Genomic DNA, 26527 nt, shown 5'->3' with positions numbered 1-26527 from the left:
GTGACGAGCATCGACATCGACCGGGACGCGGCGCACGACGCTGCGCAGAACGAACTGACCAAGCCGATCTACCCTCGGGCGTCACCGATCGATCAGATCGGCGAGTGGCTCAAAGATCTGCTGTACCGGATCACCGCCGCGGGTTCCACGATTCCCGGTGGCTGGTTCACCATCTCGGTGCTGGTGATCCTCATCGTGGTGGCCGTTGTGGTGGCGGTGCGGATCGCGCGTCGCACGATGCGGACCTCCCGTACCGCGGACCAGGCCCTGTTCGGCAGCCAGGAGCTCAGCGCCGCACAGCACCGGTCGATCGCTGAACAATATGCCGCACAAGGCGATTGGTCGGCGGCAATCCGGCATCGGGTCCGCGCGCTGGCCCGCCGCCTTGAGGAAACCGGCGTGCTCGACGCCGTCCCCGGGCGTACCGCGACCGAACTCGCCCGCGACGCCGCGGCAGCACTGCCCAGCCTGTCGGCCGAACTATTCAGCGCGGCAACCACATTCAACGACGTCACGTACGGTGAGCAGCCGGGCACCGAATCGGCCTACCGGGCGATCGCAGCGCTCGACGAAGTGGTCCCCGCATGAGAGAGCGTCTTCGCACGGCCCGCTGGGTGCTGCTGGCATTCGTCGTCATCGTCGTGCTGGCGGTCGCGACGGTCTACCTGACCGCCCCACGCCCGGGTGGGGTGATGGATCCCGAGTCGACTTCGCCGGACGGGACGCACGCGTTGGTCAGCCTGCTGCGCGACCACGGTGTCGAGGTGGTCATCGCCGACACCGCCGACGAGGCACAGCGGGCCGCGCGCCCCGGCACCCTGCTTGTGGTGGCGCAGACCATGTTCCTGGCCAGCCAAGAAACCGTGGCCCGGCTGACCGATGCCCCCGGCGACCTGCTGCTCGTGGCGCCCTCAGGGCTCACCAGGGAGAAGCTGGCCCCGCAGGTCCGGCTCGACACGCCCACGGAGTTCGGCGGCGGCGAGCCGGATTGCGAGCTGCCCGAGGCGAATCGGGCCGGCCGGACACAGCTGGGCACCACCGATACCTATGCCGCCGCCGGGAGTACCCCGGTCACCCTCTGTTACGACGGCGCATTGGCTCGCTACCACGACGGGCCGCGCACCGTGACCGTGGTCGGGACCGGCGACTTCATGACGAACTCACGTCTGCTCAAAGAGGGCAACGCCGCCTTGGCGATGAATCTGGCCGGCGCCGCGCCACGGGTGATCTGGTATGCACCACAGCATTTCGAGGCCAGTTCGACCGGTGACGGCAAGTTGTCGGATCTGATGCCGCCGCAGGTCCGGTGGATCGTCCTGCAGCTGTGTCTGGTGGTGGCGCTGCTCGCGGTGGCTCAGGCCCGGCGCCTCGGCCCATTGGTGGCCGAATCCCTGCCGGTCGTGGTCCGCGCCTCGGAGACCGTCGAGGGCCGTGGGCGGTTGTACCGCTCCCGCCGGGCGCGCGACCGGGCCGCCGACGCGTTGCGCACCGCGGCGCTGGGCCGGCTGTTGCCGAGACTCGGCTTGAACACCGCAGCGCCACCGCAGGCCGTCGCGGCCGCTGTCGCCGCGCGCTGCGGCACCGCCGCGAACTCGGCCGGCTACATCCTGTTCGGTCCGCCCCCCGCCACCGACGCCGAACTCGTCCACCTCGCACACCAACTCGACGACATCGAAAGGCAGGTCGCACACTCGTGACTCAACCCACCTCCGACCAGGCCCGTGAAGCGCTGCTGGCCCTGCGCAACGAGATCGCCAAAGTGGTGGTCGGTCAGGACGCCGTGATCAGCGGCCTGGTGGTGGCGCTGCTGTGCCGCGGGCACGTGCTGCTGGAGGGGGTACCCGGTGTGGCCAAGACCCTGCTGGTGCGCACGCTGGCCGCGGCCCTGCAACTGGAGTTCAAGCGGGTGCAGTTCACCCCGGACCTGATGCCCGGCGACGTCACGGGCTCGCTGGTGTACGACGCGCGCACCGCCGAGTTCGAGTTCCGCTCCGGCCCGGTGTTCACCAATCTGCTGTTGGCCGACGAGATCAACCGGACACCGCCGAAAACCCAAGCGGCACTTCTGGAGGCCATGGAGGAGCGTCAGGTCAGCGTCGACGGCCTGCCGCGTCCGCTGCCCGACCCGTTCATCGTCGCTGCGACCCAGAACCCGATCGAGTACGAGGGCACCTACCAGCTGCCCGAGGCTCAGCTGGACCGCTTTCTGTTGAAGCTCACGGTGCCGCTGCCGCCGCGGGATCAGGAGATCGCCATCCTGGGCCGGCACGCGCAGGGGTTCGACCCGCGTGACCTGTCGGCCGTACAGCCGGTGGCCGGGGCTGCTGAGCTGGCGGCCGCCCGGGATGCGGTGCGGCAGGTGCTGGCCGGCGACGAGGTGCTGGGGTACATCGTCGACATCGTCGGGGCCACCCGGCATTCCCCGTCGCTGCAGCTCGGCGTGTCACCGCGTGGCGCGACCGCACTGCTGGGCACGTCACGGTCCTGGGCGTGGCTCTCCGGCCGCAACTACGTCACCCCCGACGACGTCAAGGCGATGGCGCGGTCCACGCTGCGCCACCGGGTGGCGCTGCGCCCGGAGGCCGAGCTGGAGGGTGCCACCGCCGACGGAGTGCTGGACGGCATCCTGGCCGCCGTTCCGGTACCGCGCTGATGGTTCTCACCGGCCGCGCCGGTCTGGTGGCCCTGGTCTGTGTGCTGCCGATCGCGTTGGCCCCCTGGCCGGCAACGGCTTTCGCGGTGCTGGGGACGCTGCTGACCGTGGCCGTGGCCGCCGATGTGGCGCTGGCCGGCCGGATCGGCGGACTGCGCCTGGCCCGCGGCGGTGAGTCCACCGCACGCCTGGGCCAGACGGTCGACGCGGTGCTCAGCGTGCACAACACCGGACGCCGCCCGGTGCGCGGCGCGATTCGCGACGCCTGGCCGCCCAGCGCGTCGGCGCAGCCACGCTCGCACCAGGTGAACATCGCTGCCGGACAGCAGGTTTCCCCGGCCACCCGGTTGCATCCGGTGCGACGCGGTGACCAACGCAGCGAGCTGGTCACGGTGCGCTCGATCGGCCCGTTGGGGTTGGCGGGGCGGCAACGTTCGCAGCGGCTGCCCGGGCAGGTACGCATCCTGCCGCCGTTCCTGTCCCGCAAGCACCTGCCGTCCCGGCTGGCCAGGCTGCGGCAGCTGGACGGTGCGATACCGGTGTTGATCCGCGGTCAGGGCACCGAATTCGACTCCCTGCGTGAATATGTGGTCGGCGACGATGTCCGCTCCATCGACTGGCGAGCCACTGCACGGCGCGCCGACGTGGTGGTGCGTACCTGGCGCCCGGAGCGCGACCGGCGGGTGGTGATCGTGCTCGACACCGGACGTACCTCGGCCGGCCGGGTCGGGGTGGACCCGACCTCGCTGGATCCGGGCGGGTGGCCGCGACTGGACTGGTCGATGGATGCGGCGCTGCTGCTGGCGGCCCTGGCCTCGCGGGCCGGCGATCACGTCGACTTCCTGGCCATCGACCGCATCACCCGCGCCGGGGTGTGGGGCGCCTCGCGCACCGAACTGCTGGCCTCACTCGTCGCGGCGATGGCACCGATACAGCCGGCGCTGGTGGAATCCGATGCCACCGCAATGGTTTCGGCGGTGTTGCGCCGGGTGCGGGGCCGGGCCCTGGTGGTGCTGCTGACCGATCTGAATGCCTCGGCCCTCGATGAGGGATTGATGACGGTTCTGCCGCAACTGTCGGCGCGCCATCAGGTGCTGCTGGCCGCGGTCGCCGATCCACGGGTGGACCAGTTGGCCGCCGGTCGTTCCGATGCCGCACAGGTTTATGACGCCGCCGCCGCCGAGCGGGCCCGTAATGACCGCCGGGCCATCGCCTCGCGGTTGCGGGGGCACGGTGTCGATGTGGTCGACGCTCGGCCGGAAGACCTGGCGCCGGCGCTGGCCGACCACTACCTGGCGATGAAGGCGGCAGGCAAGCTCTAAGCAGTGGGAACTACATCGGGTGCGTCCTCGAGGTCGCCGCTCTCCCCCACCCGCACGGCCTTGCGCCCGAAATGGAACACGTAGCCCAGGAAGGCCAGTTCGGCGGCGACGCCGATGCCGATCCGCATCCACGTGGGCAGCGGCGACGGCGTCACCAGCGCCTCGATCAGACCGGACACCAGCAGCACGACGGCCAGTCCGGCGGCGGCCGCGACCACCGCCCGGCCCTGTTCGGCCAGCACCTGCCCGCGGGGCCGGTCGCCGGGGGCGATCACGGTCCAGCCCAGCCGCATCCCCACCGCCGCGGCCAGGAACACCGCGGTCAGCTCGAGCAGTCCGTGCGGGGTGATCAGGCCGAGGAAGAGGTCCCCCTTACCCGCGCTGAACATCAGCCCGGCGTTCACGCCGAGGTTCGCCGCGTTCTGGAACAACACGTACGGGATGGGCAGCCCGAGCAGGATCGCGAAGGCGATGCACTGGGCGGCCACCCAGGAGTTGTTCACCCAGACCTGCAACGCAAATGAGGCGGCCGGGTGCTCGCTGTAATACGACTCGAAGTCGTGGTTGACCAATTCGTCGATCTCGCTGGGGGTTCCGATGGCGGCGTGCACCTCGGGGTTGCCCGATATCCACAGCGCCATTGCCACGGCGACGATGAAGAATGCCACCGCCGATCCGAGCCACCAGCGCCAGGACCGGTAGGCCACCACCGGGAAGGACACCGTCCAGAACCGGACGAATTCACGCCACAGCGGGGCATGCGCACCGGTCACCGCGGCGCGAGCCCGGGCCACGAGCCCCGACAACCGCCCGACCAGTACCGAATCCTGCGAGGCCGATCGCACCATCGACAGATGCGTGGAGACCCGTTGATAGAGGTCGACGAGCTCGTCGACCTCGGCACCGGTCAACCGTCGGCGTCGTCTTACCAACTGCTCCAACCGGTCCCAGGTGGGGCGATGGGCCACGACGAACGCATCGACATCCACCTGGCAAAGCGTAGTCGGTAGCGTGTGTCGGTATGGTTTGGCAGCCCGCGCCGGTGGTGACCGGGGACGCCGTCGTCCTCGACGTGGCGATCGCCCAGTTGCCGGTGCGCACCCTGGCCGCACTGATCGACATCGTGGTGATCGCGGTCGGGTACGTGGTGGGGGTGGTGTTGTGGTCGATCACCCTGACCCAGTTCGACGAGGCCTTGTCGGCCGCGATCCTGATCATCTTCACGGTGCTGACCCTGGTGGGTTATCCGGTGGTGATGGAGACGGCGACCCGGGGCCGGTCGCTGGGCAAGATGGCGCTGGGGCTGCGGGTGGTATCCGAGGACGGCGGCCCGGAACGCTTCCGCCAGGCCCTGTTTCGTGGGCTGGCCGGCTTCGTCGAGATCTGGATGCTCACCGGTGGGCCCGCGGTGATCTGCAGCCTGGTGTCGGCCAAGGGCAAACGGCTCGGTGACATCTTCGCCGGCACGGTGGTGATCAGTGAGCGCGGACCCAAGCTGAATCCGCCGCCGGTCATGCCGCCGGCGCTGGCGTGGTGGGCCGGCTCGCTGGAACTGTCGGGCCTGGGTCCCGAGCAGGCCGAGTTGGCCAGGCAGTTCCTGTCCCGGTCGGGGCAGCTCGATCCGCGGATACGTCATGAGATGGCGCATCGGATCTTCGGCGAGGTCGTCTCGCGCATCTCACCCCCGCCTCCACCGGGTGCACCGGCCGAGTATGTGCTGGCCGCGGTGCTGGCCGAGCGGCACCGTCGAGCGCTGGCCCGGTTGATGCCGCAAGCGCCTGCGGCGGTGTACCCGGCGCCCTATCCGAGCTATCCGCCACCACCTCCGACCAGCGGTTTCACTCCGCCCAGCTGACGTGTGGGACATCACTGTCCCATTTTGGCCCAGCCGTGCTACATTTTGATCCATGACCAGTTCGGCAACGACGCACAGCGGGCCGCGTGAGCGCACCCGCAAGGCGATTCTCGATGCCGCGATGACGGTCCTGGCCGACAATCCGACGGCCTCGCTCAGCGATATCGCGACCGCCGCCGACGTCGGCCGCAGCACCGTGCACCGGTACTACCCGGAGCGCTCCGATCTGCTGCGCGCCCTGGCCCGGCACGTCCATGAGCTCAGTACCGCCGCGATCGACCGCGCGGATCCGATGCACGGGCCGGTCGATGCGGCGCTGCGTCGCGTGGTGGAATGCCAGCTCGACCTGGGGCCGATCGTCCTGTTCGTCTACAGCGAGCCGACGATCCTGGCCGATCGCGAGCTGGCGGCCTACCTGGACACCGGCGATGAGGCGATCGTCGAGGTTCTCAACCGCGCCTCGGTCGACAGGCCCGAATACCCCCCAGGGTGGGCCCGGCGAGTGTTCTGGGCACTGCTCGACGCCGGCTATGAAGCCGCCAAGCAGGACCGCACACCGCGCCACCAGATCGTCGACGCCATCATGACCAGCCTGACCGCGGGCACCATCCAACTCCCGCGCGGCTGACCCAAACTTGCTTGGAGAAACCCAATGTCCACCTGCCTCGACGGCAGCCCGGCTGTGACGCCGACCCCGAAACGCGCCTGGGTGGCGCTCGCGGTCCTGATGCTGCCGGTACTGCTGATCGCCATCGACAACACTGTCCTGGCCTTCGCCCTTCCGGCGATCGCCGAGGATTTCCGTCCCGCGGCGTCCACTCAGCTGTGGATCGTCGACGTCTACTCCCTTGTGCTGGCCGCACTGCTGGTCGCCATGGGCGGGCTCGGTGACCGGTTCGGCCGGCGCCGCCTGTTGCTCATCGGCGCCACGGGCTTCGCGGTCGTCTCGGCCGCCGCGGCTTTCGCGCCCAGCGCGGCCTATCTGGTCGCCGCGCGCGCGGCGCTCGGCGTGTTCGGCGCGATGCTGATGCCGTCGACGCTGTCGCTGATCCGCAACATCTTCACCGAGGCGTCGTCGCGCCGGCTCGCGATCGCTATCTGGGCCTCGTGCTTCACGGCCGGCTCGACGCTGGGCCCGATCGTCGGCGGCGCGCTGCTGCAGCATTTCCATTGGGGTTCGGTGTTCCTGGTGGCCGTGCCGATCCTGCTGCCGCTGCTGGTGCTGGGCCCCCGGCTGGTGCCGGAATCGCGTGACCCGAACCCGGGCCCGCTGGATCTGGTGAGCGTGACGCTGTCGTTCACCGCGATGCTGCCGTTCGTATGGGCGATCAAGACCGCTGCCCACGACGGTCTCTCGGCCGGCGTCGTCGCGGCGTTCGCGATCGGCATCGCCTCCGGCGTGCTGTTCGTGCGCCGGCAGAACCGCAGTGCCACACCGATGCTCGACATGGGGCTGTTCTCCTACGCGCCGTTCAGCGCGTCGATCCTGGCGAACTTCCTGTCGATCGTCGGCCTGATCGGGTTCATCTTCTTCATCTCGCAGCATCTGCAGCTGGTGCTCGGCCTGTCGCCGCTGGCGGCCGGTCTGGTGACGCTGCCGGGTGCGGTGGTGTCGATGATCGCCGGTCTGGCGGTGGTCAAGGCCGCCAAACGGTTTGCGCCGGACAAGCTGATGATCTTCGGTCTGGTGTTCGTCGCCGCCGGGTTCGGCTTGATCCTGGCCTTCCGTCACGATCTGTCGGTGGCCGCGGTGATCGCGTCGTTCCTGGTGCTGGAGCTGGGTGTCGGTGTCTCACAGACGGTGTCCAACGACACCATCGTGGCGTCGGTGCCCGCGACGAAAGCCGGTGCGGCGTCCGCTGTCTCGGAGACGGCGTACGAGCTGGGCGCGGTGGTGGGCACCGCGACACTGGGCACGATCTTCACGGCGTTCTACCGCAACAACATCCAGGTACCGGCCGGGCTGACCCCGGCGCAGGCCGCCGACGCCGGTGAGAGCATCGGCGGTGCCACCTCGGTGGCCGCGGATCTTCCCGCGGAAATCGGGGAACGCCTGCTGGATTCGGCCCGCACGGCGTTCGATTCCGGCATCGCGCCGACGGCGGTCATCGCGGCGGTGCTGGCACTGACGGCGGCCGGGATCGTGGCGGCCGCGTTCCGCAGGCAGGCTCAGCGGTAACGCAGGCCGGTCAGCAGCAGCACGGCGCCGATGAACCCCGAGGCGGTGCGCACATGGTTCCAGGCCGTCCAGGTGCTGAAGTAGGCCTGCCATTCGGCGGCCGCATCGGCCAGGTCAATCTGGTCGAGATGGTTGTTGAGCGGCACGTTGAACGCCATCGTGACCACCATGCCGAGGACCCCGAAAATCGCGCCGACCAGCAGGAACCAACTGCCCGGCCGGCCGATCTGGGCCACCGCGATCACGCCGACGATCGCCGATAGCAGCGCCGAACCGAGCAGGAACAGCAGGAACGGCGCGTTGGAATTGGCTTCGGCGTTCATGCCGCGCATGGCGGTGATCGCAGCGGCCGGGCCGGTGCGGTCGAGGCCGCGCATCACGAAAGTGGAGAACGCGTAGAAGATTCCACCGGCAGCGGCACTGCCGAGGGCGGCGGCTGCGGTGAGGACGACGACGGGGCTGTTGGTCATGGCTTCAGTCAACGGCGTCACCGAAAGACGTTCCATAGTCGAGAGTCCCGATTACATATTCGGTTGTCTCACCGACTTCGCACTGCCATGGTGGGGCGGTGACGTTCGACGAGTTGGTGGCCGAGGCCGACGCTGCATCGGTGGACGGCTGGGACTTCTCCTGGCTGGAGGGCCGGGCCACCGAGGCCCGGCCGTCGTGGGGCTATCAGCGCCTGATGAGCCGGCGGTTGGCGAACGTGTCTTCAGCGCTGGACGTCCAGACCGGTGGCGGCGAGGTGCTCGCCGGAGCGACGGAGTTCCCACCGACCATGGCGGCCACCGAATCCTGGCCACCCAATCTCGACCGCGCCACCCGGCTGCTGGGACCCCGCGGCGTCGTCGTGGTCGCCGATCCCGACGAGCCGCCGCTGCCGTTCGCCGACGCGGCATTCGATCTGGTGCTCAGCCGGCATCCGGCCACCGTGTGGTGGGACGAGATCGTCCGCGTATTGACCCCGGGCGGTACGTATCTGGCCCAACACGTGGGTCCGGCAAGTGTTTTCGAACTGACCGAGCATTTTCTCGGGCCACAGCCGGAGGCTCGCAGGGCCCGCGACCCCGAAACCGAGGCCGCCGCGGCGCGGGCCGCCGGCCTCGACATCGTCGACCTGCGTGCCGAGCGGCTACGGGTGGAGTTCTTCGACATCGGCGCGGTGGTGTACTTCCTGCGCAAGGTCATCTGGATAGTGCCCGGCTTCACCGTTGGCGCCTACCGGGACCAACTCTCCGCGTTGCACCGGCAGATCCAGGCCGACGGTTCGTTCGTCGCGCACTCGTCACGGCACCTGATCGAGGCGCGCAAGCCGGGTTGAGCCGCTACCCTACGGTCGTGGACGCCCTGGTCGGACTGCTCGACGGGGTACGCGCGCGGGGTGCGTTCGTCTTGCGGTTGCGCATGGATCCGCCCTGGTCGCTGGCCATCCGCGACGAAGCACCTTTGGCGCTGATCTGTCAGACCCGCGGTGACGCGGTGATCGTCGCTGATCGCAGTGGCACGTTCCGGTTGGGCGCGGGCGACGTCGCCCTGACCCGCGGCACCGAAAACTATGTCTTCGCAGACGATCCGGCCACGCCGCCGAGCGTCGTCATCAATCCCGGCCAACGCTGCACCACCCTGTCCGGTGAAGATCTGCAATTCGAGATGTCGCTGGGCCTTCGCAGCTGGGGCAACAGCGCGACCGGATCATCGGAGTCGATCGTCTGCGCCTACGAGGGCCGCAGCGAGGTCAGCGCCCGCCTGCTCGATGCCCTGCCGGCGGTGCTGGTGCTGCGGGCGGACGAGTGGGACACCCCGCTGATCGACCTGCTGTCCATCGAGGCGGGCCGCGACGGACCCGGCCAGGAGGCCTACCTCGACCGCCTGCTCGACCTGTTGCTGATCGGCGTGCTGCGCATGTGGTTCGACCGGGACGGCAATGCACCGTCGTGGTGGCAGGCCGAACAGGACCCTGTCGTCGGGCCTGCCCTCAAACTGATCTACAACAATCCGGCGCATCCCTGGACCGTGGCCAATCTTGCTGCAGCCGTGGGGTGTTCGCGGGCGGCGTTCGCCCGCCGGTTCACCGATCAGGTCGGCGAACCGCCGATCGCGTTCCTCACCGGCTGGCGCCTGGCGCTGGCGGCCGACCTGCTGCGCGGCAGCGAGGCCACGATCGCCGCCGTGGCCCGGCAGGTCGGCTACTCCACACCGTTCGCGTTGAGCAGCGCGTTCAAGCGGTCCTACGGGGTCAGTCCGAATGAACATCGGGCGGTTTGATCGGCGCACCTGCCCGCCGCGCCGCCAACGCCCCGGCGATCGACGTGGTGGCGATGGTGAGCAGCGCACCGAGCATCAGGGCCGCGGGCTCACCCGGCGCCAACAGGTGCTGCTCGGTACCCAGGGTGGCGGCCGCGACCGGGACGCCGAGCTGGGCAGCGGAGAACACCGCGAGCGTCACCGGCTGGCCGAACAACCGGCCCGCGCCGTGCGCGAGCACCGCACCGAGGCCCAACGCCACACCGAGCAGGATGAATTCGGGATGGTCGGCGAGTTCGCGCACCTGCAGCGAGGCGCCCAGCCAGACGAAGAACAATGGGCCGAAGAACCCGTCGGTGATACCGAACAGCTGCCTGGCCAGCCGGCGGGGCTCACCGATCGCCGACACCACCAGGCCCAGCGCGAAACCGGCGAGCATGATCGAGACGTGGGTGGTCAGCGCGACCGCCGACAGCCCGAACAGGAAGATCAGGCTGAACCGGAGCTCGAGCGCGAACTTGTGTTTCGCCGAGTAGTGGTGCACGCGCCGGCGCAGGCCCCGCGCGTACCCGGCCCGCAACACGACGAACAGAACGCCCGCGCAACCCGCGATGGCCAGCGCCCCCAGGGCCGCGCGTGGGGCCCGCTGGATGTCGATCACCAACGGCAGCAACACGATCGACGCGGTGTCGGCGATGGCGATCTGAGCGGTCACGGACAGCACGGGCGGCCCTTCCAGGCGCAACCCGTCGATCACCGGCAGGGCCAGGGCTGCCGAAGACGAGGCCATCACCACGGCGTACAGCGCCGCGTGCCCGGAGCCGAACGCACGCGCGATCACAACGCCGAGCACCGCGGCCACCGCACCCACGAAGACCGCCCGCAGCAGCGCCTTGGGGATCGCGGTGCGCAGCGTGGTGTCGCGCACCGGGACGTGGGTGCCGACGACGAACATCACCAACGCGAAACCGATGTTGGCCAGCAGGGTGAATGTCGGGTCGGTGTGATCGACGATGCCGAATCCGGTGCTACCGACCACGATCCCCGCGACCAGCTCACCGATGATCACCGGGATGCGCAACCGCGGCACGGCAGCCAACGCCGGTCCGGTCAGGCCGATGACCGTGACCAGCGCCAATGTGTCGAACCCGAACGCGGCCACCGGCTCACATTAGGCGCTGATCCAGTTTCCGTGGAAGCCATATGGAACGCGTTGCGGCAGTTTGATGGTGGCGACGGGTTTTCCGCCGAAGTCCGACGCATCGAGGATCACCAGGTCGCTGCCGTCGCGCTCGGGGTTGTAGACGTAGCCGAGGTACCACCCGTTGCGCTCGTCGGCCGGACCCGCGCCGGGGATGAAGACGGCTTCGCCGGGTCCGCCGGACCCGAGGTCGTGGCGCACTCCGGCACCGGTGGTCAGGTCATGGCGGATCCAGGCATTGTCCGCGACGGACACCGAGTACCGGGCGGGCAGGCCGGCCAGGCGATCGTCGATACGCGGGAACTCCACCCCCAGGTCGTCGAGCTGGCGTTCGCGGACGCTGCCGGCCGCCAGGTCGATCCGCCACTCCCACAGCATGCCTTCGACATCGAACCCGCCGTTGTTACGCCAGAGCTCGGGATATCGAACTGCCTGCAGCACGATGGAATTGCCGTCTTCGTGGGCGTTCGCCACGTGGAATACGTAGCACGGGTCGATGTCGAACCAGCGGATCGGGGCGGCCGGATCATCACGGCGCATGACGCCGAAGCGGGCGCCGTAGTCGTCACTCCACCGGTAGGGCATGTCGCCTTCACCCTTGACGGCGATGTCGAGGTCGAACACCACCGGAAGATCCATGAAGATGACGTGACGCGATGTCATCGCGAAGTCGTGCATCATGGTGTGCGCCTTGACATCCACCGGCTGGTTGACGGTCAATTCACCGTCGGCGTCGGCCCGGTGATAGGTGACGTAGGGCTCGAAGATGCTGCCGTATCCGAAGAAATGCAGCTCGCCGGTCGTCGGGCAGATCTTGGGGTGCGCCGTCATCGAATCGACGAGCTTTCCCCCGAAGTCGTAGGCGCCCACCGTTTCCAGCTCGTTGGTGATCTCGTACGGCAGTGAGCTTTCCACCAGCGCCAGGGTCTTTCCCGCATGGTTGACGACGTGGGTGTTGGCGACGGCTGACCGCAGGTTGCGGGTGCCGTCCTTGTTGTACAGCGGGAAGTCCTTGATGAAGCTGTCGGTGCGCACCCAGCGGTTGCGGTACCACTTGGCCGCGCCGTTCTCGATGCGGATGCCGTGGATCATGCCGTCGCCGGTGAACCAGTGCTCGGTCGCCTGACGTGGGTTCGGGCCGTTGCGCAGGTACCAGCCGTCGAGTTCGGCGGGGATGGCGCCGTCGACGGGCAGGTCGTATTCGGTGAGTTCGTCGGCGACGGGCGCGTAGTTGCCGCGCCGGAAGAAGTCGGTTTCACCGATGGGCAGGGCTGAAGTCATGCGCTCCACGGTGACATTCCATAACTGACATGTCAATAGTGGACGGTAGACTCCGGGCATGAGTCTGCGCATGGCGGCACTTGGCCTGTTGGCACAGCACCCCGGCAGCGGGTACGACCTGCTCAAGCGGTTCGAGAAATCGATGGCGAACGTCTGGCCGGCCACCCAGAGCCAGCTGTACGGCGAGCTGAACAAGCTCGCCGACGCCGGCCTGATCGAGGTGTCGGCGATCGGCCCCCGCGGCCGCAAGGAGTACCGCATCACCGCCGCCGGCCGCACCGAACTCGAGCGCTGGATCACCAATCCCGCCGACGACCCACCCGAGCGCAGCGCCGGGCTGCTGCGGGTGTTCCTACTCGGCGAATTGCCCCGCGACCAGGCACTTGACCATCTCACCGCCCTGGCCGCCCACTCCGAATCCGAGGTATCGCGACTCAAGGAACTGGAGGCCTCCATCCCCTGGGCCGACACCGACGAGGACCGGTACGGGCACGGGGCCCTTGAGTACGGCCTGCGCTTCAACGCCATGCAGGCCGAGTGGGCACATTGGCTCAAAAAGACTATCGACAACCGATAGATCCCGATATATCGTTGACGCATCGGAAGCGCTGACAGCGCTCCTCCACGACAACGAAGGACTTATCCAATGACCAACCCATTCAACCCACAGAGCGGCTTCGGTTTCGTACCCTTCGGGCGCGAAGAAGCCCGCACGATGTTTCACCAGATCCGCCACGCCCGACGGGACCTGCGCGAGCAGATGCGCGCGCAGGCGGAGGCGGCCTGCGAAGAGGGCGTCGACCCCACCTGCCAGACCGGATTCAATTTCGACCCGCGCGGCGCCCGAGGCTTGGGCTTCGGTTTCGGGCCGGGACCTCTCGGCGGCCCCATGGGCGGACCTTTCGGCGGCCACCGGGGCCGCGGCGGGCGACGCGGCCGGCGCGGCGACGTCCGTGCCGCCATCCTGACCCTGCTGGCCGAACGGCCCATGCACGGCTACGAGATGACGCAGGAAATCGCCGCCCGCAGCAACAACCTGTGGAAGCCCAGCCCCGGCTCGGTGTACCCGACGCTGCAACTGCTCGTCGATGAGGGACTGATCGTCCCGGCCGAATCCGACGGCAGCAAGAAGACCTTCGAGCTGACCGAAGAGGGCCGGAAGGCCGCGGCCCAGATCGAAACCCCGCCGTGGGCGCAGATCGCCGATGATGTCGACCCCGGCGCAGCCAACCTGCACGCGGCCGCCAGCCAACTGATGGCCGCCGTCGGTCAGTCGAGCTTCACCGCGAGCGAGGACCAGCGCCAACGCATCCTCGACGCCGTCAACAACGCCCGCCGCGAGATCTACCAGATCCTCGGCGAGGAGTAGCGGCCCGTAGGCTGCCCTTTGTGAGCAGCCTCGTCACAATCATCGCGCCGGCCGTCGTCGCAGTCCTGACCGCGGCCGGCGCGGTCATCGGACTCCAATTCCGTGACGTCGACGCCTACCAGCGCCGGCGCGGTATCTGGCAGTGGCTTCTGGTCCTGCTCGCCGCCGCCGCGACGATGGGGGCCGTCGGCTCGGCATCCGGTGTCGGTTCCGGGGACCTGCGGGATGCCATCATCATGGCGGTGGTGGGTGTGGCCGCCGTTGTCGTCGCGCATGTGATGTGGCGTCGACGCGTCCCCGATGCCGAGCCACGCAACATTGCTATCGCGACCGCCGCCGCCGCGTGCGCCGTCCTGGTGATCGTGGGCGTGACCGCACTGACCTACACCGGGAACAAGGGCTGCCGGCAGGCCCAGCTACTGGTGGACTACACGAACGCGAGCTTGGGCGCGCTCACACCCCCGCCCCCCGGCAAGCCAGGTCCGGCGGTGGGCGACTACGAGAATTGGTCGAAACTCATCCGCGAGGCCGCCGATCAGGTGACCGACAGCGAGGTCGGGCCGCACGCCCACAAGATGGCCGAGCTGGCCGGACAGATCACCGATGCCGTCCGCAACAAGCAGAGCGCCGACCACGCGGTTCTCGGCGTGCAGTATTCCGACGAGTTCAAGGCGATCGTCGCCAAGTGCCAGCGACAGTAGATCAGTCGATCTCGACCCAGTCCAGGGTGCGTGACACAGCTTTGCGCCAACCGGCGTAACCGCCGGAACGCTGTTCGTCATCCCAATGCGGGCTCCAGCGCTGGCCTTCCTGCCAGTTGGCCCGCAGATCGTCGGCGCTCTCCCAGAACCCCACCGCGAGCCCGGCCGCATACGCCGCGCCCAGCGCGGTGGTCTCGGCCACCACGGGCTTGACCACGTCGACTCCCAGCACGTCGGCCTGGATCTGCATGCACAGCGAATTGGCGGTGATACCGCCGTCGACCTTCAGAACCTCAAGGTGCACACCGGAATCGGCCTCCATGGCCTCCACCACGTCGCGGCTCTGGTAACAGATCGCCTCCAGGGTGGCCCGCGCCAGGTGGGCGTTGGTGTTGAAGCGGGACAGCCCGACGATGACGCCCCTGGCGTCGGAACGCCAGTACGGGGCGAACAACCCGGAGAACGCCGGCACGAAGTAGACGCCGCCGTTGTCGGTCACCTGCCTGGCCAGCGCCTCGCTCTGCGCCGCACCGCTGATGATGCCCAGCTGATCACGCAGCCACTGCACCGCCGACCCGGTCACCGCAATCGAACCCTCAAGGGCATAAACGGGTTTCGAGTCGCCGAATTGGTAGCACACCGTGGTGAGCAGTCCGTTGTCCGAACGCACGATCTTCTCGCCCGTGTTGAGCAGCAGGAAATTGCCTGTCCCGTAGGTGTTCTTGGCCTCGCCGGGCTCCAGGCACACCTGCCCCACCATGGCGGCCTGCTGATCGCCGAGGATTCCCGTCACCGGTACCTGCCCGGCCAGCGGCCCGTTGTCGCGGGTGATCCCGAACGAGGCCGGGTATGACGAGGGCTTGATCTCGGGCAGCATCTGCCGCGGAATCGAGAAGAACGACAACAGTTCGTCGTCCCAGTCCAAAGTTTCCAGGTTCATCAACATGGTGCGGCTGGCGTTGGTGACGTCGGTGACGTGTACGCCGCCGCGGTAGCCGCCGGTGAGATTCCAGGCCACCCAGCTGTCGGGGGTGCCGAAGATCGCGTCGCCGTTCTCCGCGTCGCGCCGGACCCCCTCGATGTTGTCCAGGATCCACTGGATCTTGCCGCCCGAGAAGTAGGTCGCCGGCGGTAGGCCCGCCTTGCGCCGGATCACGTCACCGCGGCCGTCACGGTCGAGCGCGGCGGCGATGCGGTCGGTGCGGGTGTCCTGCCAGACGATGGCGTTGTGATACGGCCGCCCGGTGTGGCGGTTCCAGACCAGCGTGGTCTCCCGCTGGTTCGTGATGCCCAGCGCGGCAAGATCGCCGGCCACCAGGTTGGTCTTGTTCAGGGCGGTCATGATCACCGCGGAGGTGCGTTCCCAGATCTCGACCGGGTTGTGTTCCACCCACCCGGCCTTGGGCAGGATCTGTTGGTGCTCGAGTTGATGGCGCCCCACCTCGGCACCGGCGTGATCGAAGATCATGCATCGGGTGCTGGTGGTGCCCTGGTCGATTGCAGCTACGAAGTCGGCCACTGTGCCCCTTTCCCGGGTCGCTGTCGCTCCTGCCCGCCGAAACGTCCATCATGGCTTACATGGCTCCCGACCCCTCAGATATCGACCGGATGCCACGGGGCGGGTTCCGCGCGTCGTGCCTGGATCGGCTGCTCGAGACCGACCGGCAGGCGAGCGGCGCGTTGGACTGGACCAGTCGGCTTTTCAACAATGACCAGCGGTTCGCCGCGATCGCGCTCGATCTGGTCGCCGACGTGCCCGATCCGCGGATCCTGGAGTTGGGCGCCGGGCCCGGAGGGGTGTCGCGTCAACTGCTGGCCGATCACCCGTCGGCGCGGGTCACCGTCACCGACGTCGACCCGGAGTCGGTGGCCCGCATCGCCGCGAGTGATGTGGGCAGCCATCCCCGCGCCGAGGTCCGTCAGATGGACGCCACGGCGATCGACGCCGCCGACGGCAGTTACGACCTGGCCCTGTTCGCATTGTCGTTCCACCGCCTGCGCCCGGCGCAGGCGGCGCGGGTGTTCGCCGAGGGCACCCGGGTTGCCGACACCCTGCTGATCATCGATCTGCCGCGACCGCCCGCCCCGCTGCATCTGTTGGGCGTGGCGACGATGCTGCCCGCGGCCGTGCTGCTGCCGTTCGTGCACGACGGTGTCATCAGCTCGTTGCACAGCTACAGCCCCTCGGCATTGCGCAGCCTCGCTCGTCACGCCGACCCCTCGATCGAGCTCACCCTGCGCGGCGGACTCAACCTGCCCCAGATCGTCATCGCAAGGCGCACACGGTGAATCGCATCAGGCGCGCCTTTTGACCTGCGGCGCCACCGAGAAGAGGTCGGCCACAGTGGAAGCCAGCTCCAGAAACGCCTGCCGCGTGGGCCCGCTCAGGAAGCCCAGGTCCACTTCGGCCCCCTCGGCCAGGTGATCGTCGAACGGAATCACGTGCAGGGCTCGCACCCTGGGCAGGAAGTGGTTGGACAGCTGCCCCATGTCGAGCCCGAGTGCGCCCGGCCGTGACGCGCTGACCACCACGACCGCCTTCGGGACCAGGTGCGAATAACCATTGCGCTCAAGCCAATCCAGGGTCGCCAGCGCACTGCGCGCCGAATCGATGGCAGGCGAGGCCACGATCACGATCGCATCCGCGGCATCGAGTACGCCCGCCATCGCCGAGTGCACCAGGCCGGTGCCACAGTCCGTCAGGATGATGTTGTAGAAGCGCTGCAAAACACTCAGAACACCGCGATAGTCGTACTCCGAGAAGGCTTCCGAGGTGGCCGGGTCCCGCTCGGATGCCAAGATCTCCAGGCGGCTCGTGCTTTGAGAGGTGTGGCGACGGATGTCGGAGTACCGCGATATGCCGTCATCGAGGAGCACGTCACGCACCGTGGAATCGCATTCGTTGGGTCCGCGCTGGGCCAGGGTGCCGAAGTCGGGGTTGGCGTCCACCGCGATCACCCGGTCACCGCGGGTCGCCGCCAGTGTGGCCCCCAACCCGACCGTGGTGGTCGTCTTGCCCACCCCGCCCTTCTGAGACAACAGGGCGATGTTGAACGGACCGCCGACCACCGGCTGGTTGACCCGATCGAGAAGTGACTTGCGGTCGGCTTCCTGCTCGGAGACTCCCGGGTTGATGCCGGTAGCCCGGTAGACGGCCTTGCGCCAGCCCGATTTCGGGGTGGGCGCGGCACGGACCAGCCCGAGATCGCCGTTGCTCGGCACCAGCGACGGGCGATGACTCGTCGCAGTCTCCGGCTTGATGGACGTGAACGGAGTCTGCTCCGGCGGCCCGAGCACAAGCCGCTGGTCATCGCTGTCGGTCATGGCTGCTTCCTTCCGTCAACTCGATGCCGTCATACCGAGCACTTGTTTGAGTGCCGCCTGCATATCGGCCAATTCGATCCGCATCAGCTGCGTCTCATCGAGTTCCGACAGGTTCGTACCGTGGACCTCGCTGAGCCGGTATTCCCGTTCCTCTTCGGCCGCCTCGATCACGTTGCGCACGAATCGGCCATTGCCGGCCAGGTCGATGCCGGGCCGCAGTTGTCCCGTCGAATCGAGCGCCTCGCTCTGGCACAGCCCGACGCACGAGCTGACGAGTTCCTCGTGGGCGGCCTGAGACAGTTCCGAATCCCTCGTGCGTGCGACCAGCTTTCCGATGTCCCCGAGTTCGCGGGGGCCGTACGAGCCGAACCGGATTCGTTTGGTGAACCGTGACGCCAGACCATCGTTGGAAGCCAGGAAGCGATCGATCTCCGCGTCGTAGCCGGCAATGATCACGACCAGGCGGTCGCGGTCGTTCTCCATGCGGGCCAGCAAGGTATCGACCGCCTCACGACCGAAGGCGTCGCCGCCGGAAAGCCCGGTCTGAATCAGTGTGTAGGCCTCGTCGATGAACAGCACCCCGTCCATTGCCGAGTCGATCAGCGCGGTCGTCTTGATCGCCGTGCTACCGAGATGCTGGCCGACGAAGTCGTGCCGCTTGGCCTCCACGATGTTCGGTGTTCTCAGCAACCCCAGCCCGCAGTAGGTCTGCGCCACCACCCGGGCGATCGTGGTCTTGCCGGTCCCGGGCGGTCCCGTGAACGCCAGGTGCAGGCTGCGCGCCGCGGAGCTGAGCCCCTTGTCCCCGCGGACCTTTGCCAGCATCGCCGCCGACTTCAGTTTGGCTACTTGAAGTTTGACCTCCGACAAGCCGATCTGCCGGTCCAGCTCCTCCTGCGCTGCCCGCAGGTATTCGTTGCCGCGCTCAGAGAGATCGTCCGCCAGCAGGTCTTCTGCCGACGGCACGCTGGCCGGATCCCATCGGTCGGAGCGCGAGTCGACGATCTCCTTCGAGGTGATCACCAGGCGGTACTTCGGATCGGCCAACGCCGCGGCGTTCGCCTCGAATCCGGGGTCCTCGCTGTAGATCCGTTCGAAGATCACCCGGGCGTCCTGCTCCTCGCCCATCTCCCGCAGGGTCAGCCCCTTGCAGAATTCCGCAGCGCGCCGCGCTCCCGGAACCGGCCCCTCGATCGCCCGGTCGAGCCGCCGGATGCCCTCTCCGAACAATCCCATCTGCGCGCAGGCCGACCCGACCATCAGATCGGCGCCGGCGCCGATGTAGCTGTCGGTGAACGATCCCGACTTGCTCAACGCGCTCAGTACGTCAGGCCAGCGCTGCGTGGTGAAATGCAGTACCCCACGCATATACGCACAGATCTCGCCGGTATCACCGTCCGACGCCGCCAGGGTCTGCTCCAGCTTGTCGAGCACCTGCTCGGCCTCGTCGAAATCCCTGGCGCCAATCATGCTGGCCGCGTAGGCAAGCCACATCTCGGTCTTGGTGCTCAAGGGGTAGTCGAGGTACAGGCCGGTCTGGAAGCGTCCGCTCAATGCCCGTTGCGGCAGCCCGAGTCGGCGCTGTTCACGGAACAACGAGAGTGTGCTGGTGCGGTAGAGGTGGTAGACGACCTCGGGACTCGTGTCTCCGGTGGCCGCGCGGCCCAACCACGCATCGCACATGTCCGGGTCGTACTCGGTGGCCCGGCGGAACGCCAGCGTCGCGTACTGCAGGTCGCGCTCGGTCTCCAACCCGTCGATGGGAATGCCGAGCGACAGCACCCCGGCATCGAAAACCCGCTGCGCATCGGTAGATCCACTCATCGGAGGTGACACATCTCCTCACTGCACGGTCAGCCGCGATCCGCCCGCGAGTGTACTAAGTTGAGCAGAATGGCACAGCCGGTGCAGTCAGCTGGCGGAACGATTACGGTGCGCACCACCGAACGCGGTCTGCCGGTCGCGCTACGCCTCGACGCCGTCGAGTTGAAGAAACCGCCTGCACAACTGGCCGATGAGATCCTGGCGCTGTGCCGTTTGTCAGCGGCGCGCGCCCAGGTCGAGCGCAGGCGTGAGCTGGTCGAAAAGGGTTACAGCGCATCGGTCATCGATCCACTGAAGTTGGCGACCGAAGACGAGTTGGGCCGCGCCGAGGACGAGGTCCTGGGCGAGGAGGACCACCTCCCGACGACCTGGGGCAGGTCAGTGTGACCGGTCTCGCCGACTCACTCATCAGCCGCATCCGCAAGCAACGTGATCTCGTCCAAGCCATGGATGAGCACTGCCAATCGATTTCGGCGCGGGTCACCAGCCGTGACGGGAACGTCAGCGCCGAAGTCGACGGCATGGGCGCGATGACCGGGCTCTGGCTCGGACCCACCGCACACAAGCTGGGTGCAGACGCGCTGGCCAAGCTCATCGTCGAAACCGCAGGCGCTGCCGCGCAGGTGGCGACGGCCCGCCAGCAGTTCTTGTCCCAGGAATTCGCGCAGCGGCTGCGGGAATTGAACCAGGCTCCGCTGACGCGGTGGGACGGCGGCGCTTTCGAACCACGCGCCTAGGGTTCGCTCATCTGCCATCCGTGCGGGTTTCACGCTGACAGTCCGCTATCAGCGCTGAAAATTGACGTTCGCTGTCGATATTCGAATCGGTTACCGCACAGGGCGTTACCCGCAAATATCAGCGCGGGGACATGGATTGGGTTTCAACACAAGATGATTCACTCGCGCCACATCGCCGCCCGATCCGGCAAACACCCGACGACAGCTCCTTCCCAGCGTGCACGCAGAAACCATCCAAAATCACCGTGATCAGCAATTTTTGCCATTGCGCTAATTACCAAAACGAACGATCTACACGCATTATTCGCGGAAAATTCAGTTAGCTGCGGACGGCAGGCGCGGCTATAGTTTATTGGTCTCGTGCCCACACAGCCCCGCTTCCAGCTGGAAAGGTATTAGCACGATGAGCGACATTTTCGCCGCCCAACCTTCGGGGATGGCCACCTTTTCAGCCGCGAACGAGGCGGCCGGATCCGCGATAACCACAGCCGGATCGGCCGACTCAGCGGCGATGCTGATGTCCGCGGCCGCCGCCCTAGGCCCGATCGGAGCGGTCTATCTGGCAGCATTCGGCCCAGCTCAAGCCAACAATTTGGCTGGCACACTGCTCGTGGGCGGCGTGCACGCCGCCACCGGGGCCGCCACCGAAGGCGCTCGGTCCGCCGTCCTGTCCAACGACGACGCCTAGGCCCGACGCCATATGCCCACAGTTTTGCCTCCCCAGCCGGTAACCCCCGTTGGACAGTTGGCTCAACGCATTCCCGGCTACGACGCCACACCGGTTATCGCTGCTCAAGAACAGAATCTGCAAGACTTTCTGAATTTGCCAGTCCAACAAATTCTCGACCGCCTGGGTTTGCCGCCAATTGCGGATCAAAAGCCGGTAGAAGAACCGCCGCCCGAAGGCCAACCCGAACAGCAGCCACCCGCCAATCCGATGGATCCGAGTGCGTTGATCAGCCCGGTCACCGATGCGCTCAGCACGCTGGGCAGCGGCATGTTCGAAGGGGTCGATCCGACGACGATGCTGCCGGCCATCGCCAAGATGTTCCAGGCCACCGGCGGCCCCATGGCGAGGTCGGTCAGCTCGGCGGGCGACGCCTGGCAGGGCGCGTCCGGTACCGCCGCGGCGGCCAAGACCACGACCGCCATTTCCAACGGGGCCGAGGTAGGTGCCCAATCCGAAGCCCTGAATAGCAGTTTGACCGCGGCCGCCGCCAACGTCGGCCAGGCCAGGGTCCGGCTCATCGCCATCATCACCGAGTTCGCCGCGACGATCGCGGCCATCGGGCCCATGATCATCTTCCCGTGGGGGTGGGCCGCGGCAATCGCCGCTGCCAACAAGGCAATTGCCACCACTGCCGAGGTGATGACGGAGCTGCAGACTTCGCTCGCCACCCAGGCCGCCCAGGTCACCACGGCCGGTGCACCGGTGGGCATCACCGCCGCCCCCGAGGGCGCCTCGTCGCTGGCCGGCCTGGCCCCGCTGATGCCGATGGCGATCAAAGGCGCCGAGGCGGGAGTGCAGGCCGGCACCGGCGCGGCGTCGGCGGCCAGTCAGAACGCCGCGAATCCCGCGATCGATCCGATGGACCCGGCCGCCGACGCTCTGGGAGAAGGTGAAGGCGACCCCGCGCTCGCGGGTGGGGGAATGGGTGCCGGCGGTGTCGGCGGCGGAATCGGGGGCGGCGGAACGCCCGCGCCCCGGTCGCTACCGATGTCGGCCATGATTCAGGCCGAAAGTGCCAGCGCCCCATCACAATCAGCTGCACCACGGGTCGGCGGCGTCGGCTCGCCCGGCATGATGGGGGGCGCGCCCATGGGGGCGATGGGCGCCGGCCAGGGCGCGAACGCCTCGTCCGGCAACAACCACACGTCGGCGTCCTTCCTGCACACCACCGACCAGGGCAGCGAGATCGTCGGCGATCTCGGCACTGCGGCACCCCCGGTCCTCGGGGAGGCCGACCCGTATCAGCCTCCGGACGTCGAACTCCGGATCTAGTCATCCCAACCAAGGAGAACGGTCATGGCCGACACCGACGGAATGTCCATCCAGCCCGCAGAGGTGCAGGAGATCAGCCGCCAGCTCGACGAACTCGCCAACCGGGTTCAGCGGGTGATGACCGACGAGGCGCCCAACCTCACGGTGACCCCGTCGGCCCGTGACGAGGTGTCACAACGAATTGCCCAGACTCTCAACGAGGTCCACACCTCGTTCGGCACCTCCACCGATCAGGGTATGGCCGAGGTCCACGAGGTGGCCGCGACACTGCGCGGCCATTCGTCCAACATTGCCGCCTCGGAGGACTTCTCCGCCTGACCGTCACACGTACATCCGGTTCTGTTTCGCGAGGGGAGGTTGCTGGGCGTGGGGTTCACCGACGTTGCGTGGGAGTCACGCAGCACCGAGCAGCTGGCTCGTGACCTCACCGAGGGGCCCGGTCCGTCATCGGTCGGCGGTGCCGGCGCGGCCTGGATCCGGGTCGCCAACGAATTGGCAAATGTCTCCGTTGATTTCGACAAGCTGGTGGCACGCCTGCGGACCGCCTGGGACAGCCAGGCCTCCAGCGCGGCGGCGCAACGCCTGGAAGAGTTCGGCCAGTGGCTGCAGGCGATCAGCCTCAGCGCAGCAGGCAACGGCCAACGCGCCGAGGAAGCCGCGGTCGCGAACACGGTGGCGGTACTCGCGATGCCCAGCGTGGCGGAGGCCGTCGAGACAAAGACCGCCCAGGACATGATGGCCTCGCTGGCGGCGTACAACGGGGCCGTCCTGACCGGGATGTTCGCCGAGTTCGACGCGGCCGCCACCGCTGATGCGGCCAACGCCGCGGCCGTCATGCAACAGTACGAGGAGGCCGCTGCTCCGCTGGCCCAGCCGTGGGATCAGCCTCTGCCTCCGCAGGTGTCAAAAGGCAATGCGCTCAAGGCCGAACAGGGCACCGACGGCGCACCCGGCGGTGGCGGCGGTGCCTCCGGCGGGGTTGCGGCGGTGCCACCGCCGCCGCTGGCCCCCATGTTCGCACCGGGCGTCAAGTCGAGCGCTGACCCGAAGGCGCTGCAGAAGACCGGATTCACCGGTGCCGGAGGCTCCTCGGGCACCGGCATGGGTGGGGCTCCCTATGCACCGATGGGTGCCATGGGACGTAACGACCAGAGCCGCGACTACGAGTCGGTGCAGCCTGCGGCAACTCTCGACGGGGCGGGCGAACCGGGTGCCGGGGTGTCCGATGCCGGACAGTCCTGGCTTCCCACCGCGCAGCAGAACGACGCACCGTTCACGGTGTCGAACGTCAGTTGGGGTCCCGACACCGCGGTGTTCGACGAACTGGCCGCCCCCGAGGTGCCCGCCGGCGAGGGCTTCGCCGACGAACCCGAACGGACGCTTGAGCAGGTGGACAACCGCTGGGTCACTCCTCCGGTGATCGGCGTGGACCGGGGGCTCAACCTATGACGGCCTCGCTCGCTCCCCAGTTCGTCGTCACCGACGACGAACTGCACGTTCTGGCAGCACGTCTCGGAGTCCAGGCGCTACCAGTGGTGCTGGACCTCCGACCGCGGCACCCCACTGGGACGGCACGGGCCGAGGCGGCCGGTGCGGCCACCCGGAACCTGACCGAACGCGGCCTACTGTCAGCCGGGGAGGTCGGCACCGAACTCGCCGTGGTCGTGGAGTCGCTGCAACGGCCGGATCGTGAGCTCGCGATGCGCCTGGTCACCCCCGATGGCCTGGCCCGCGTCACGGTCGTACGCCATGGCACACAGTGCGTCTCGGCCTGCCGGGTCGGCGACGAGATCACCCTGGACCTGATCGACGACGGCGCAAACCTTTCCAGCGCCACCGGTGCCCTGTTGCGTCGCCTCCCCGCGGCCGTCCCAGCCGAGATCAGTCCCGTCGGCGCGCCGCTGACCGAGGTCGCCCAGGCGCTGTCGGACTCCCATGAACCCACCGAGTTGTCCGACCGGGTCCGGGCTCTGGGAGCCGACACCCGAACCGCGATGATGCTGGGCTCGGCGCTGGCCGCACGGCTGGCCTTCGCCGAGATCGTCTACTACGCACTCGATGACGACGTGGACCGCGTGTCACGTTCTGCCGGGGCGGTCGCCATCTTCTACACCAAGCGGGGACGGATCGTCGGCGCCCCGAGCGCCTCGCCCAGTGGCCAGTTGTGGACCACCCTCAAGCCGGGATCGGACCACACGATCAGGCAGGCCATCGGCCAGCTTGTCGAGCTGTCCGGCTACAGATGGGGGGACTGCTAGATCCGCTCCGTGTTCACCAGCGAATTCTCAACCACCGTCCGGCGATTCGCGCCGGGTCTGACAAAGAGAGGTAAGGCATGACGCTCCATCTGACGCCCGCGGAAGCCCAGAGCAAGATCGAGAACATCGACAAACAGATGATGGATGTCCGGCGGCTGGCTTCCCAGATCCTCGACCAAACCGAGTCGATGACCGCCAGCTCGTGGACTGGCGGCAAGGCCGCCAAGTTTCGCGGCATCATGACGCAGCACCACGAGGACTTCAACTACGTCATCAACAACCTGCAGCACATCGTCGACAAAGGAAAGTCCGACATCAACGCACTCGTCAGCCACGACGCTGACTAGTTGCCGGCCAGACATCGAAAGGGCTTGATCCATGGATACAGACAGCATTCGGTACCAGTACGGAGCCAACTACGCGTCCCTGGACGACATTCAGGGGATGACCAACAACGCGCAGCAGATGCGTGAGGAAGTCAGCCAGGTGTTCGCCGCGCTGCAAGGCGTGTACGAGGGCGACGCCGCGGCGACGTTGCACCAGAAGCAGACTCAGATCCTGCAGCAGATGGACGCGATCCTCAACGAGATCACCCAGACCCGGTCCGGGGGCAATCAGTCGCAGGAGGACGCGGCGGCACTCGACAGGCACCTTGCCGGCGGCTTCTAACACAGCCGTTCGTCGGCGGGCTCGGTTGACGGCTCCACCGCGACCGGGCCCGCTTACGCGTCCGATTTCCAACTGCCAGACCGAAAGGGGCTCAATGTGATCACCGATAAAGTGGCCCCGCTACGCCATGACGTCGAACCGTGGTTCATGAGCGGGTTCGACTTCAGATGCCTGTGCGAGGTGGTCGGCCTCGACCGGCTGCCGCTCCCCCTGGCATATCGAAACAGCAAGCAGCGGTACAAGGCCGAACTCGAGGCCGATCGGCAGACCGCCCTGGCCCGTCAGCGCGCCGGCATGACGCAGACTCGACTTGCCATACTCGACGCGCTGCGCTCGCCGGTGTTCCTGCTGCAGGGGTTCGGACAGATCGAAGACGGCACCGGGGCGCGGTTGTATCGCCTGTTCGGTGTTATCGGAGCGTCGGGATACTGCGCAGTCATCACCCAAGACCCCGGTAGAGAGACGATCTTCGGCGAAGACGTCCAGATCATCGGGTGCGTGAACGTGGATTTCCCGCAGGTGGTCCTCGAGGCCCTGCCCGACTACCGGCCCGGCAGCAGACCACGGAAAGACGGTCAGTTCGAGGACGAGACTCCCGAGCAGGTGCTGCGCGACTCGCGAATCACCGGTTCGATACTGCTGTCCGGATCCTCGGAATTCACCAAAGACTACACCCTGCGCAACGCGAATCACCTGACGCTGATCAACGTCGCCGACGACGGCGCCTACCTGGTGAACGAGGGCATCAGCTCGTTCCAGATCATTCCGGCCACGGTCCCCAATGCCTTGGCCGCCTTCAAGAAGATCGAGGCTGCACACGTCAAGGGGGCGGAGGAACGCCTCGCAGCAGCGCGAACAGAACAAGAGTTCAATGGCGTACCTTAGTGCGGTTTCGACGTACATACCCG

Annotated in this window: 29 protein-coding genes and 1 pseudogene; 23 read left to right on the top strand and 7 right to left on the bottom strand. The window is 67.6% G+C overall.

The window, feature by feature from the left end:
* From ACWEFV_RS26535 to ACWEFV_RS26520, 4 genes are read left to right on the top strand one after another with little or no spacing between them, the layout of a single operon-like run.
* On the top strand, window positions 1–588 hold the full coding sequence (locus ACWEFV_RS26535; protein ID WP_450072347.1) for a DUF4129 domain-containing protein: 588 nt from the start codon (window positions 1–3) through the stop codon (window positions 586–588).
* Window positions 585–1697 (top strand): DUF4350 domain-containing protein, encoded by a 1113-nt coding sequence (locus ACWEFV_RS26530; protein WP_450072346.1) that lies wholly within the window; start codon window positions 585–587, stop codon window positions 1695–1697. The genes ACWEFV_RS26535 and ACWEFV_RS26530 overlap by 4 nt, the downstream gene beginning before the upstream one ends.
* Complete coding sequence (locus ACWEFV_RS26525; RefSeq protein ID WP_210115595.1) at window positions 1694–2653, top strand: AAA family ATPase; 960 nt, start codon at window positions 1694–1696, stop codon at window positions 2651–2653. Before ACWEFV_RS26530 ends, ACWEFV_RS26525 begins: the two co-directional genes overlap by 4 nt.
* Window positions 2653–3975, top strand: a complete 1323-nt coding sequence (locus ACWEFV_RS26520) for a DUF58 domain-containing protein (protein ID WP_450072345.1) — start codon at window positions 2653–2655, stop codon at window positions 3973–3975. Before ACWEFV_RS26525 ends, ACWEFV_RS26520 begins: the two co-directional genes overlap by 1 nt.
* On the opposite strand, the gene ACWEFV_RS26515 is transcribed toward ACWEFV_RS26520, so the two are convergent.
* Window positions 3972–4964, bottom strand: coding sequence for a stage II sporulation protein M (locus ACWEFV_RS26515; protein WP_450072344.1), 993 nt, complete (start codon window positions 4962–4964; stop codon window positions 3972–3974). The genes ACWEFV_RS26520 and ACWEFV_RS26515 overlap by 4 nt on opposite strands.
* A gap of 32 nt (window positions 4965–4996) precedes the next feature.
* Between ACWEFV_RS26515 and ACWEFV_RS26510 the strand changes: the two genes are divergently transcribed.
* Genes ACWEFV_RS26510 through lfrA form a run of 3 tightly spaced genes read left to right on the top strand, consistent with a single transcriptional unit; the run spans window position 4997 to window position 8009 of the window.
* The gene (locus tag ACWEFV_RS26510; RefSeq protein WP_450072343.1) at window positions 4997–5830 is read left to right on the top strand and encodes an RDD family protein; all 834 of its coding nucleotides are present in this window, start codon (window positions 4997–4999) and stop codon (window positions 5828–5830) included.
* Between the two features lie 52 nt (window positions 5831–5882).
* Complete coding sequence (locus ACWEFV_RS26505; protein WP_135459148.1) at window positions 5883–6458, top strand: TetR/AcrR family transcriptional regulator; 576 nt, start codon at window positions 5883–5885, stop codon at window positions 6456–6458.
* A 24-nt stretch (window positions 6459–6482) separates the two neighbouring features.
* Window positions 6483–8009: an efflux MFS transporter LfrA gene (gene lfrA / locus ACWEFV_RS26500; protein WP_450072342.1), complete on the top strand. Its 1527-nt coding sequence runs from the start codon at window positions 6483–6485 to the stop codon at window positions 8007–8009.
* On the opposite strand, the gene ACWEFV_RS26495 is transcribed toward lfrA, so the two are convergent.
* Window positions 8000–8479 carry an anthrone oxygenase family protein gene (locus ACWEFV_RS26495; RefSeq protein WP_450072341.1) on the bottom strand — a complete coding sequence of 160 codons (480 nt, stop codon included), beginning with the start codon at window positions 8477–8479 and terminating at the stop codon, window positions 8000–8002. The genes lfrA and ACWEFV_RS26495 overlap by 10 nt on opposite strands.
* A 98-nt stretch (window positions 8480–8577) precedes the next feature.
* Between ACWEFV_RS26495 and ACWEFV_RS26490 the strand changes: the two genes are divergently transcribed.
* Together ACWEFV_RS26490 and ACWEFV_RS26485 are read left to right on the top strand one after the other, a co-directional pair.
* Window positions 8578–9330, top strand: a complete 753-nt coding sequence (locus tag ACWEFV_RS26490) for a class I SAM-dependent methyltransferase (RefSeq protein WP_450072340.1) — start codon at window positions 8578–8580, stop codon at window positions 9328–9330.
* Window positions 9331–9347: 17 nt separating this feature from the next.
* On the top strand, window positions 9348–10274 hold the full coding sequence (locus ACWEFV_RS26485) for an AraC family transcriptional regulator (protein WP_450072339.1): 927 nt from the start codon (window positions 9348–9350) through the stop codon (window positions 10272–10274).
* Here the strand turns inward: ACWEFV_RS26485 and ACWEFV_RS26480 are convergent.
* On the bottom strand, window positions 10246–11415 hold the full coding sequence (locus ACWEFV_RS26480) for a cation:proton antiporter (RefSeq protein WP_450072338.1): 1170 nt from the start codon (window positions 11413–11415) through the stop codon (window positions 10246–10248). The two genes, ACWEFV_RS26485 and ACWEFV_RS26480, sit on opposite strands and share 29 nt — an antisense overlap.
* 9 nt (window positions 11416–11424) lie before the next feature.
* On the bottom strand, window positions 11425–12735 hold the full coding sequence (locus ACWEFV_RS26475; protein ID WP_450072337.1) for a carotenoid oxygenase family protein: 1311 nt from the start codon (window positions 12733–12735) through the stop codon (window positions 11425–11427).
* A 58-nt stretch (window positions 12736–12793) separates the two neighbouring features.
* Between ACWEFV_RS26475 and ACWEFV_RS26470 the strand changes: the two genes are divergently transcribed.
* The 3 genes from ACWEFV_RS26470 to ACWEFV_RS26460 all read left to right on the top strand — a co-directional run bounded on the left by ACWEFV_RS26470 (window position 12794) and on the right by ACWEFV_RS26460 (window position 14805).
* Window positions 12794–13312 (top strand): PadR family transcriptional regulator, encoded by a 519-nt coding sequence (locus ACWEFV_RS26470; RefSeq protein ID WP_135459161.1) that lies wholly within the window; start codon window positions 12794–12796, stop codon window positions 13310–13312.
* A 69-nt stretch (window positions 13313–13381) separates the two neighbouring features.
* Window positions 13382–14104, top strand: coding sequence for a PadR family transcriptional regulator (locus ACWEFV_RS26465; protein WP_450072336.1), 723 nt, complete (start codon window positions 13382–13384; stop codon window positions 14102–14104).
* Between the two features lie 20 nt (window positions 14105–14124).
* On the top strand, window positions 14125–14805 hold the full coding sequence (locus tag ACWEFV_RS26460) for a hypothetical protein (RefSeq protein ID WP_450072335.1): 681 nt from the start codon (window positions 14125–14127) through the stop codon (window positions 14803–14805).
* Between the two features lies 1 nt (window position 14806).
* Here ACWEFV_RS26460 and glpK read toward each other — a convergent pair whose 3' ends face one another.
* Window positions 14807–16273, bottom strand: a complete 1467-nt coding sequence (gene glpK / locus ACWEFV_RS26455) for a glycerol kinase GlpK (RefSeq protein ID WP_450072442.1) — start codon at window positions 16271–16273, stop codon at window positions 14807–14809.
* 101 nt (window positions 16274–16374) lie between these two features.
* On the opposite strand from glpK, the gene ACWEFV_RS26450 reads away from it, so the two are divergent.
* On the top strand, window positions 16375–17094 hold the full coding sequence (locus ACWEFV_RS26450) for a class I SAM-dependent methyltransferase (protein WP_135459169.1): 720 nt from the start codon (window positions 16375–16377) through the stop codon (window positions 17092–17094).
* A 6-nt stretch (window positions 17095–17100) separates the two neighbouring features.
* On the opposite strand, the pseudogene ACWEFV_RS26445 reads toward ACWEFV_RS26450, so the two are convergent.
* Together ACWEFV_RS26445 and eccA are read right to left on the bottom strand one after the other, a co-directional pair.
* Window positions 17101–18090, bottom strand: a pseudogene (locus tag ACWEFV_RS26445) (AAA family ATPase); the annotation flags it as partial.
* 54 nt (window positions 18091–18144) lie between these two features.
* Window positions 18145–19953: a type VII secretion AAA-ATPase EccA gene (gene eccA, locus ACWEFV_RS26440; RefSeq protein WP_450072334.1), complete on the bottom strand. Its 1809-nt coding sequence runs from the start codon at window positions 19951–19953 to the stop codon at window positions 18145–18147.
* A 69-nt stretch (window positions 19954–20022) separates the two neighbouring features.
* Here eccA and ACWEFV_RS26435 point away from each other — a divergent pair, with 69 nt between their 5' ends.
* The 10 genes from ACWEFV_RS26435 to ACWEFV_RS26390 all read left to right on the top strand — a co-directional run bounded on the left by ACWEFV_RS26435 (window position 20023) and on the right by ACWEFV_RS26390 (window position 26504).
* A complete protein-coding gene (locus tag ACWEFV_RS26435) occupies window positions 20023–20340 on the top strand; it encodes a hypothetical protein (RefSeq protein ID WP_450072333.1) in 318 nt (105 codons plus the stop codon).
* Window positions 20337–20690: a YbaB/EbfC family nucleoid-associated protein gene (locus ACWEFV_RS26430; RefSeq protein ID WP_450072332.1), complete on the top strand. Its 354-nt coding sequence runs from the start codon at window positions 20337–20339 to the stop codon at window positions 20688–20690. Before ACWEFV_RS26435 ends, ACWEFV_RS26430 begins: the two co-directional genes overlap by 4 nt.
* Window positions 20691–21093: 403 nt before the next feature.
* Window positions 21094–21378 carry a hypothetical protein gene (locus ACWEFV_RS26425; protein WP_135459179.1) on the top strand — a complete coding sequence of 95 codons (285 nt, stop codon included), beginning with the start codon at window positions 21094–21096 and terminating at the stop codon, window positions 21376–21378.
* A 135-nt stretch (window positions 21379–21513) separates the two neighbouring features.
* Window positions 21514–22692: a hypothetical protein gene (locus tag ACWEFV_RS26420; protein ID WP_450072331.1), complete on the top strand. Its 1179-nt coding sequence runs from the start codon at window positions 21514–21516 to the stop codon at window positions 22690–22692.
* Between the two features lie 24 nt (window positions 22693–22716).
* Window positions 22717–23010: a PE domain-containing protein gene (locus ACWEFV_RS26415; protein WP_135459183.1), complete on the top strand. Its 294-nt coding sequence runs from the start codon at window positions 22717–22719 to the stop codon at window positions 23008–23010.
* A 48-nt stretch (window positions 23011–23058) separates the two neighbouring features.
* Entirely contained in the window at window positions 23059–24141 is a 1083-nt protein-coding gene (locus ACWEFV_RS26410; RefSeq protein WP_450072330.1) for a PPE domain-containing protein, read from the top strand.
* Complete coding sequence (locus tag ACWEFV_RS26405) at window positions 24138–24950, top strand: ESX secretion-associated protein EspG (protein WP_450072329.1); 813 nt, start codon at window positions 24138–24140, stop codon at window positions 24948–24950. The genes ACWEFV_RS26410 and ACWEFV_RS26405 overlap by 4 nt, the downstream gene beginning before the upstream one ends.
* Window positions 24951–25027: 77 nt before the next feature.
* A complete protein-coding gene (locus ACWEFV_RS26400; RefSeq protein ID WP_055118232.1) occupies window positions 25028–25297 on the top strand; it encodes a WXG100 family type VII secretion target in 270 nt (89 codons plus the stop codon).
* Window positions 25298–25328: 31 nt separating this feature from the next.
* Window positions 25329–25619 carry a hypothetical protein gene (locus ACWEFV_RS26395; protein WP_135459190.1) on the top strand — a complete coding sequence of 97 codons (291 nt, stop codon included), beginning with the start codon at window positions 25329–25331 and terminating at the stop codon, window positions 25617–25619.
* A 96-nt stretch (window positions 25620–25715) separates the two neighbouring features.
* The gene (locus tag ACWEFV_RS26390; RefSeq protein WP_450072328.1) at window positions 25716–26504 is read left to right on the top strand and encodes a hypothetical protein; all 789 of its coding nucleotides are present in this window, start codon (window positions 25716–25718) and stop codon (window positions 26502–26504) included.
* Window positions 26505–26527 lie beyond the last annotated feature (23 nt).

It is taken from the genome of Mycobacterium sp. NPDC004974, assembly GCF_053600815.1.
Note: the sequence above shows the minus strand (reverse complement) of the source record. Positions and strands in the feature narration are given on the sequence as shown.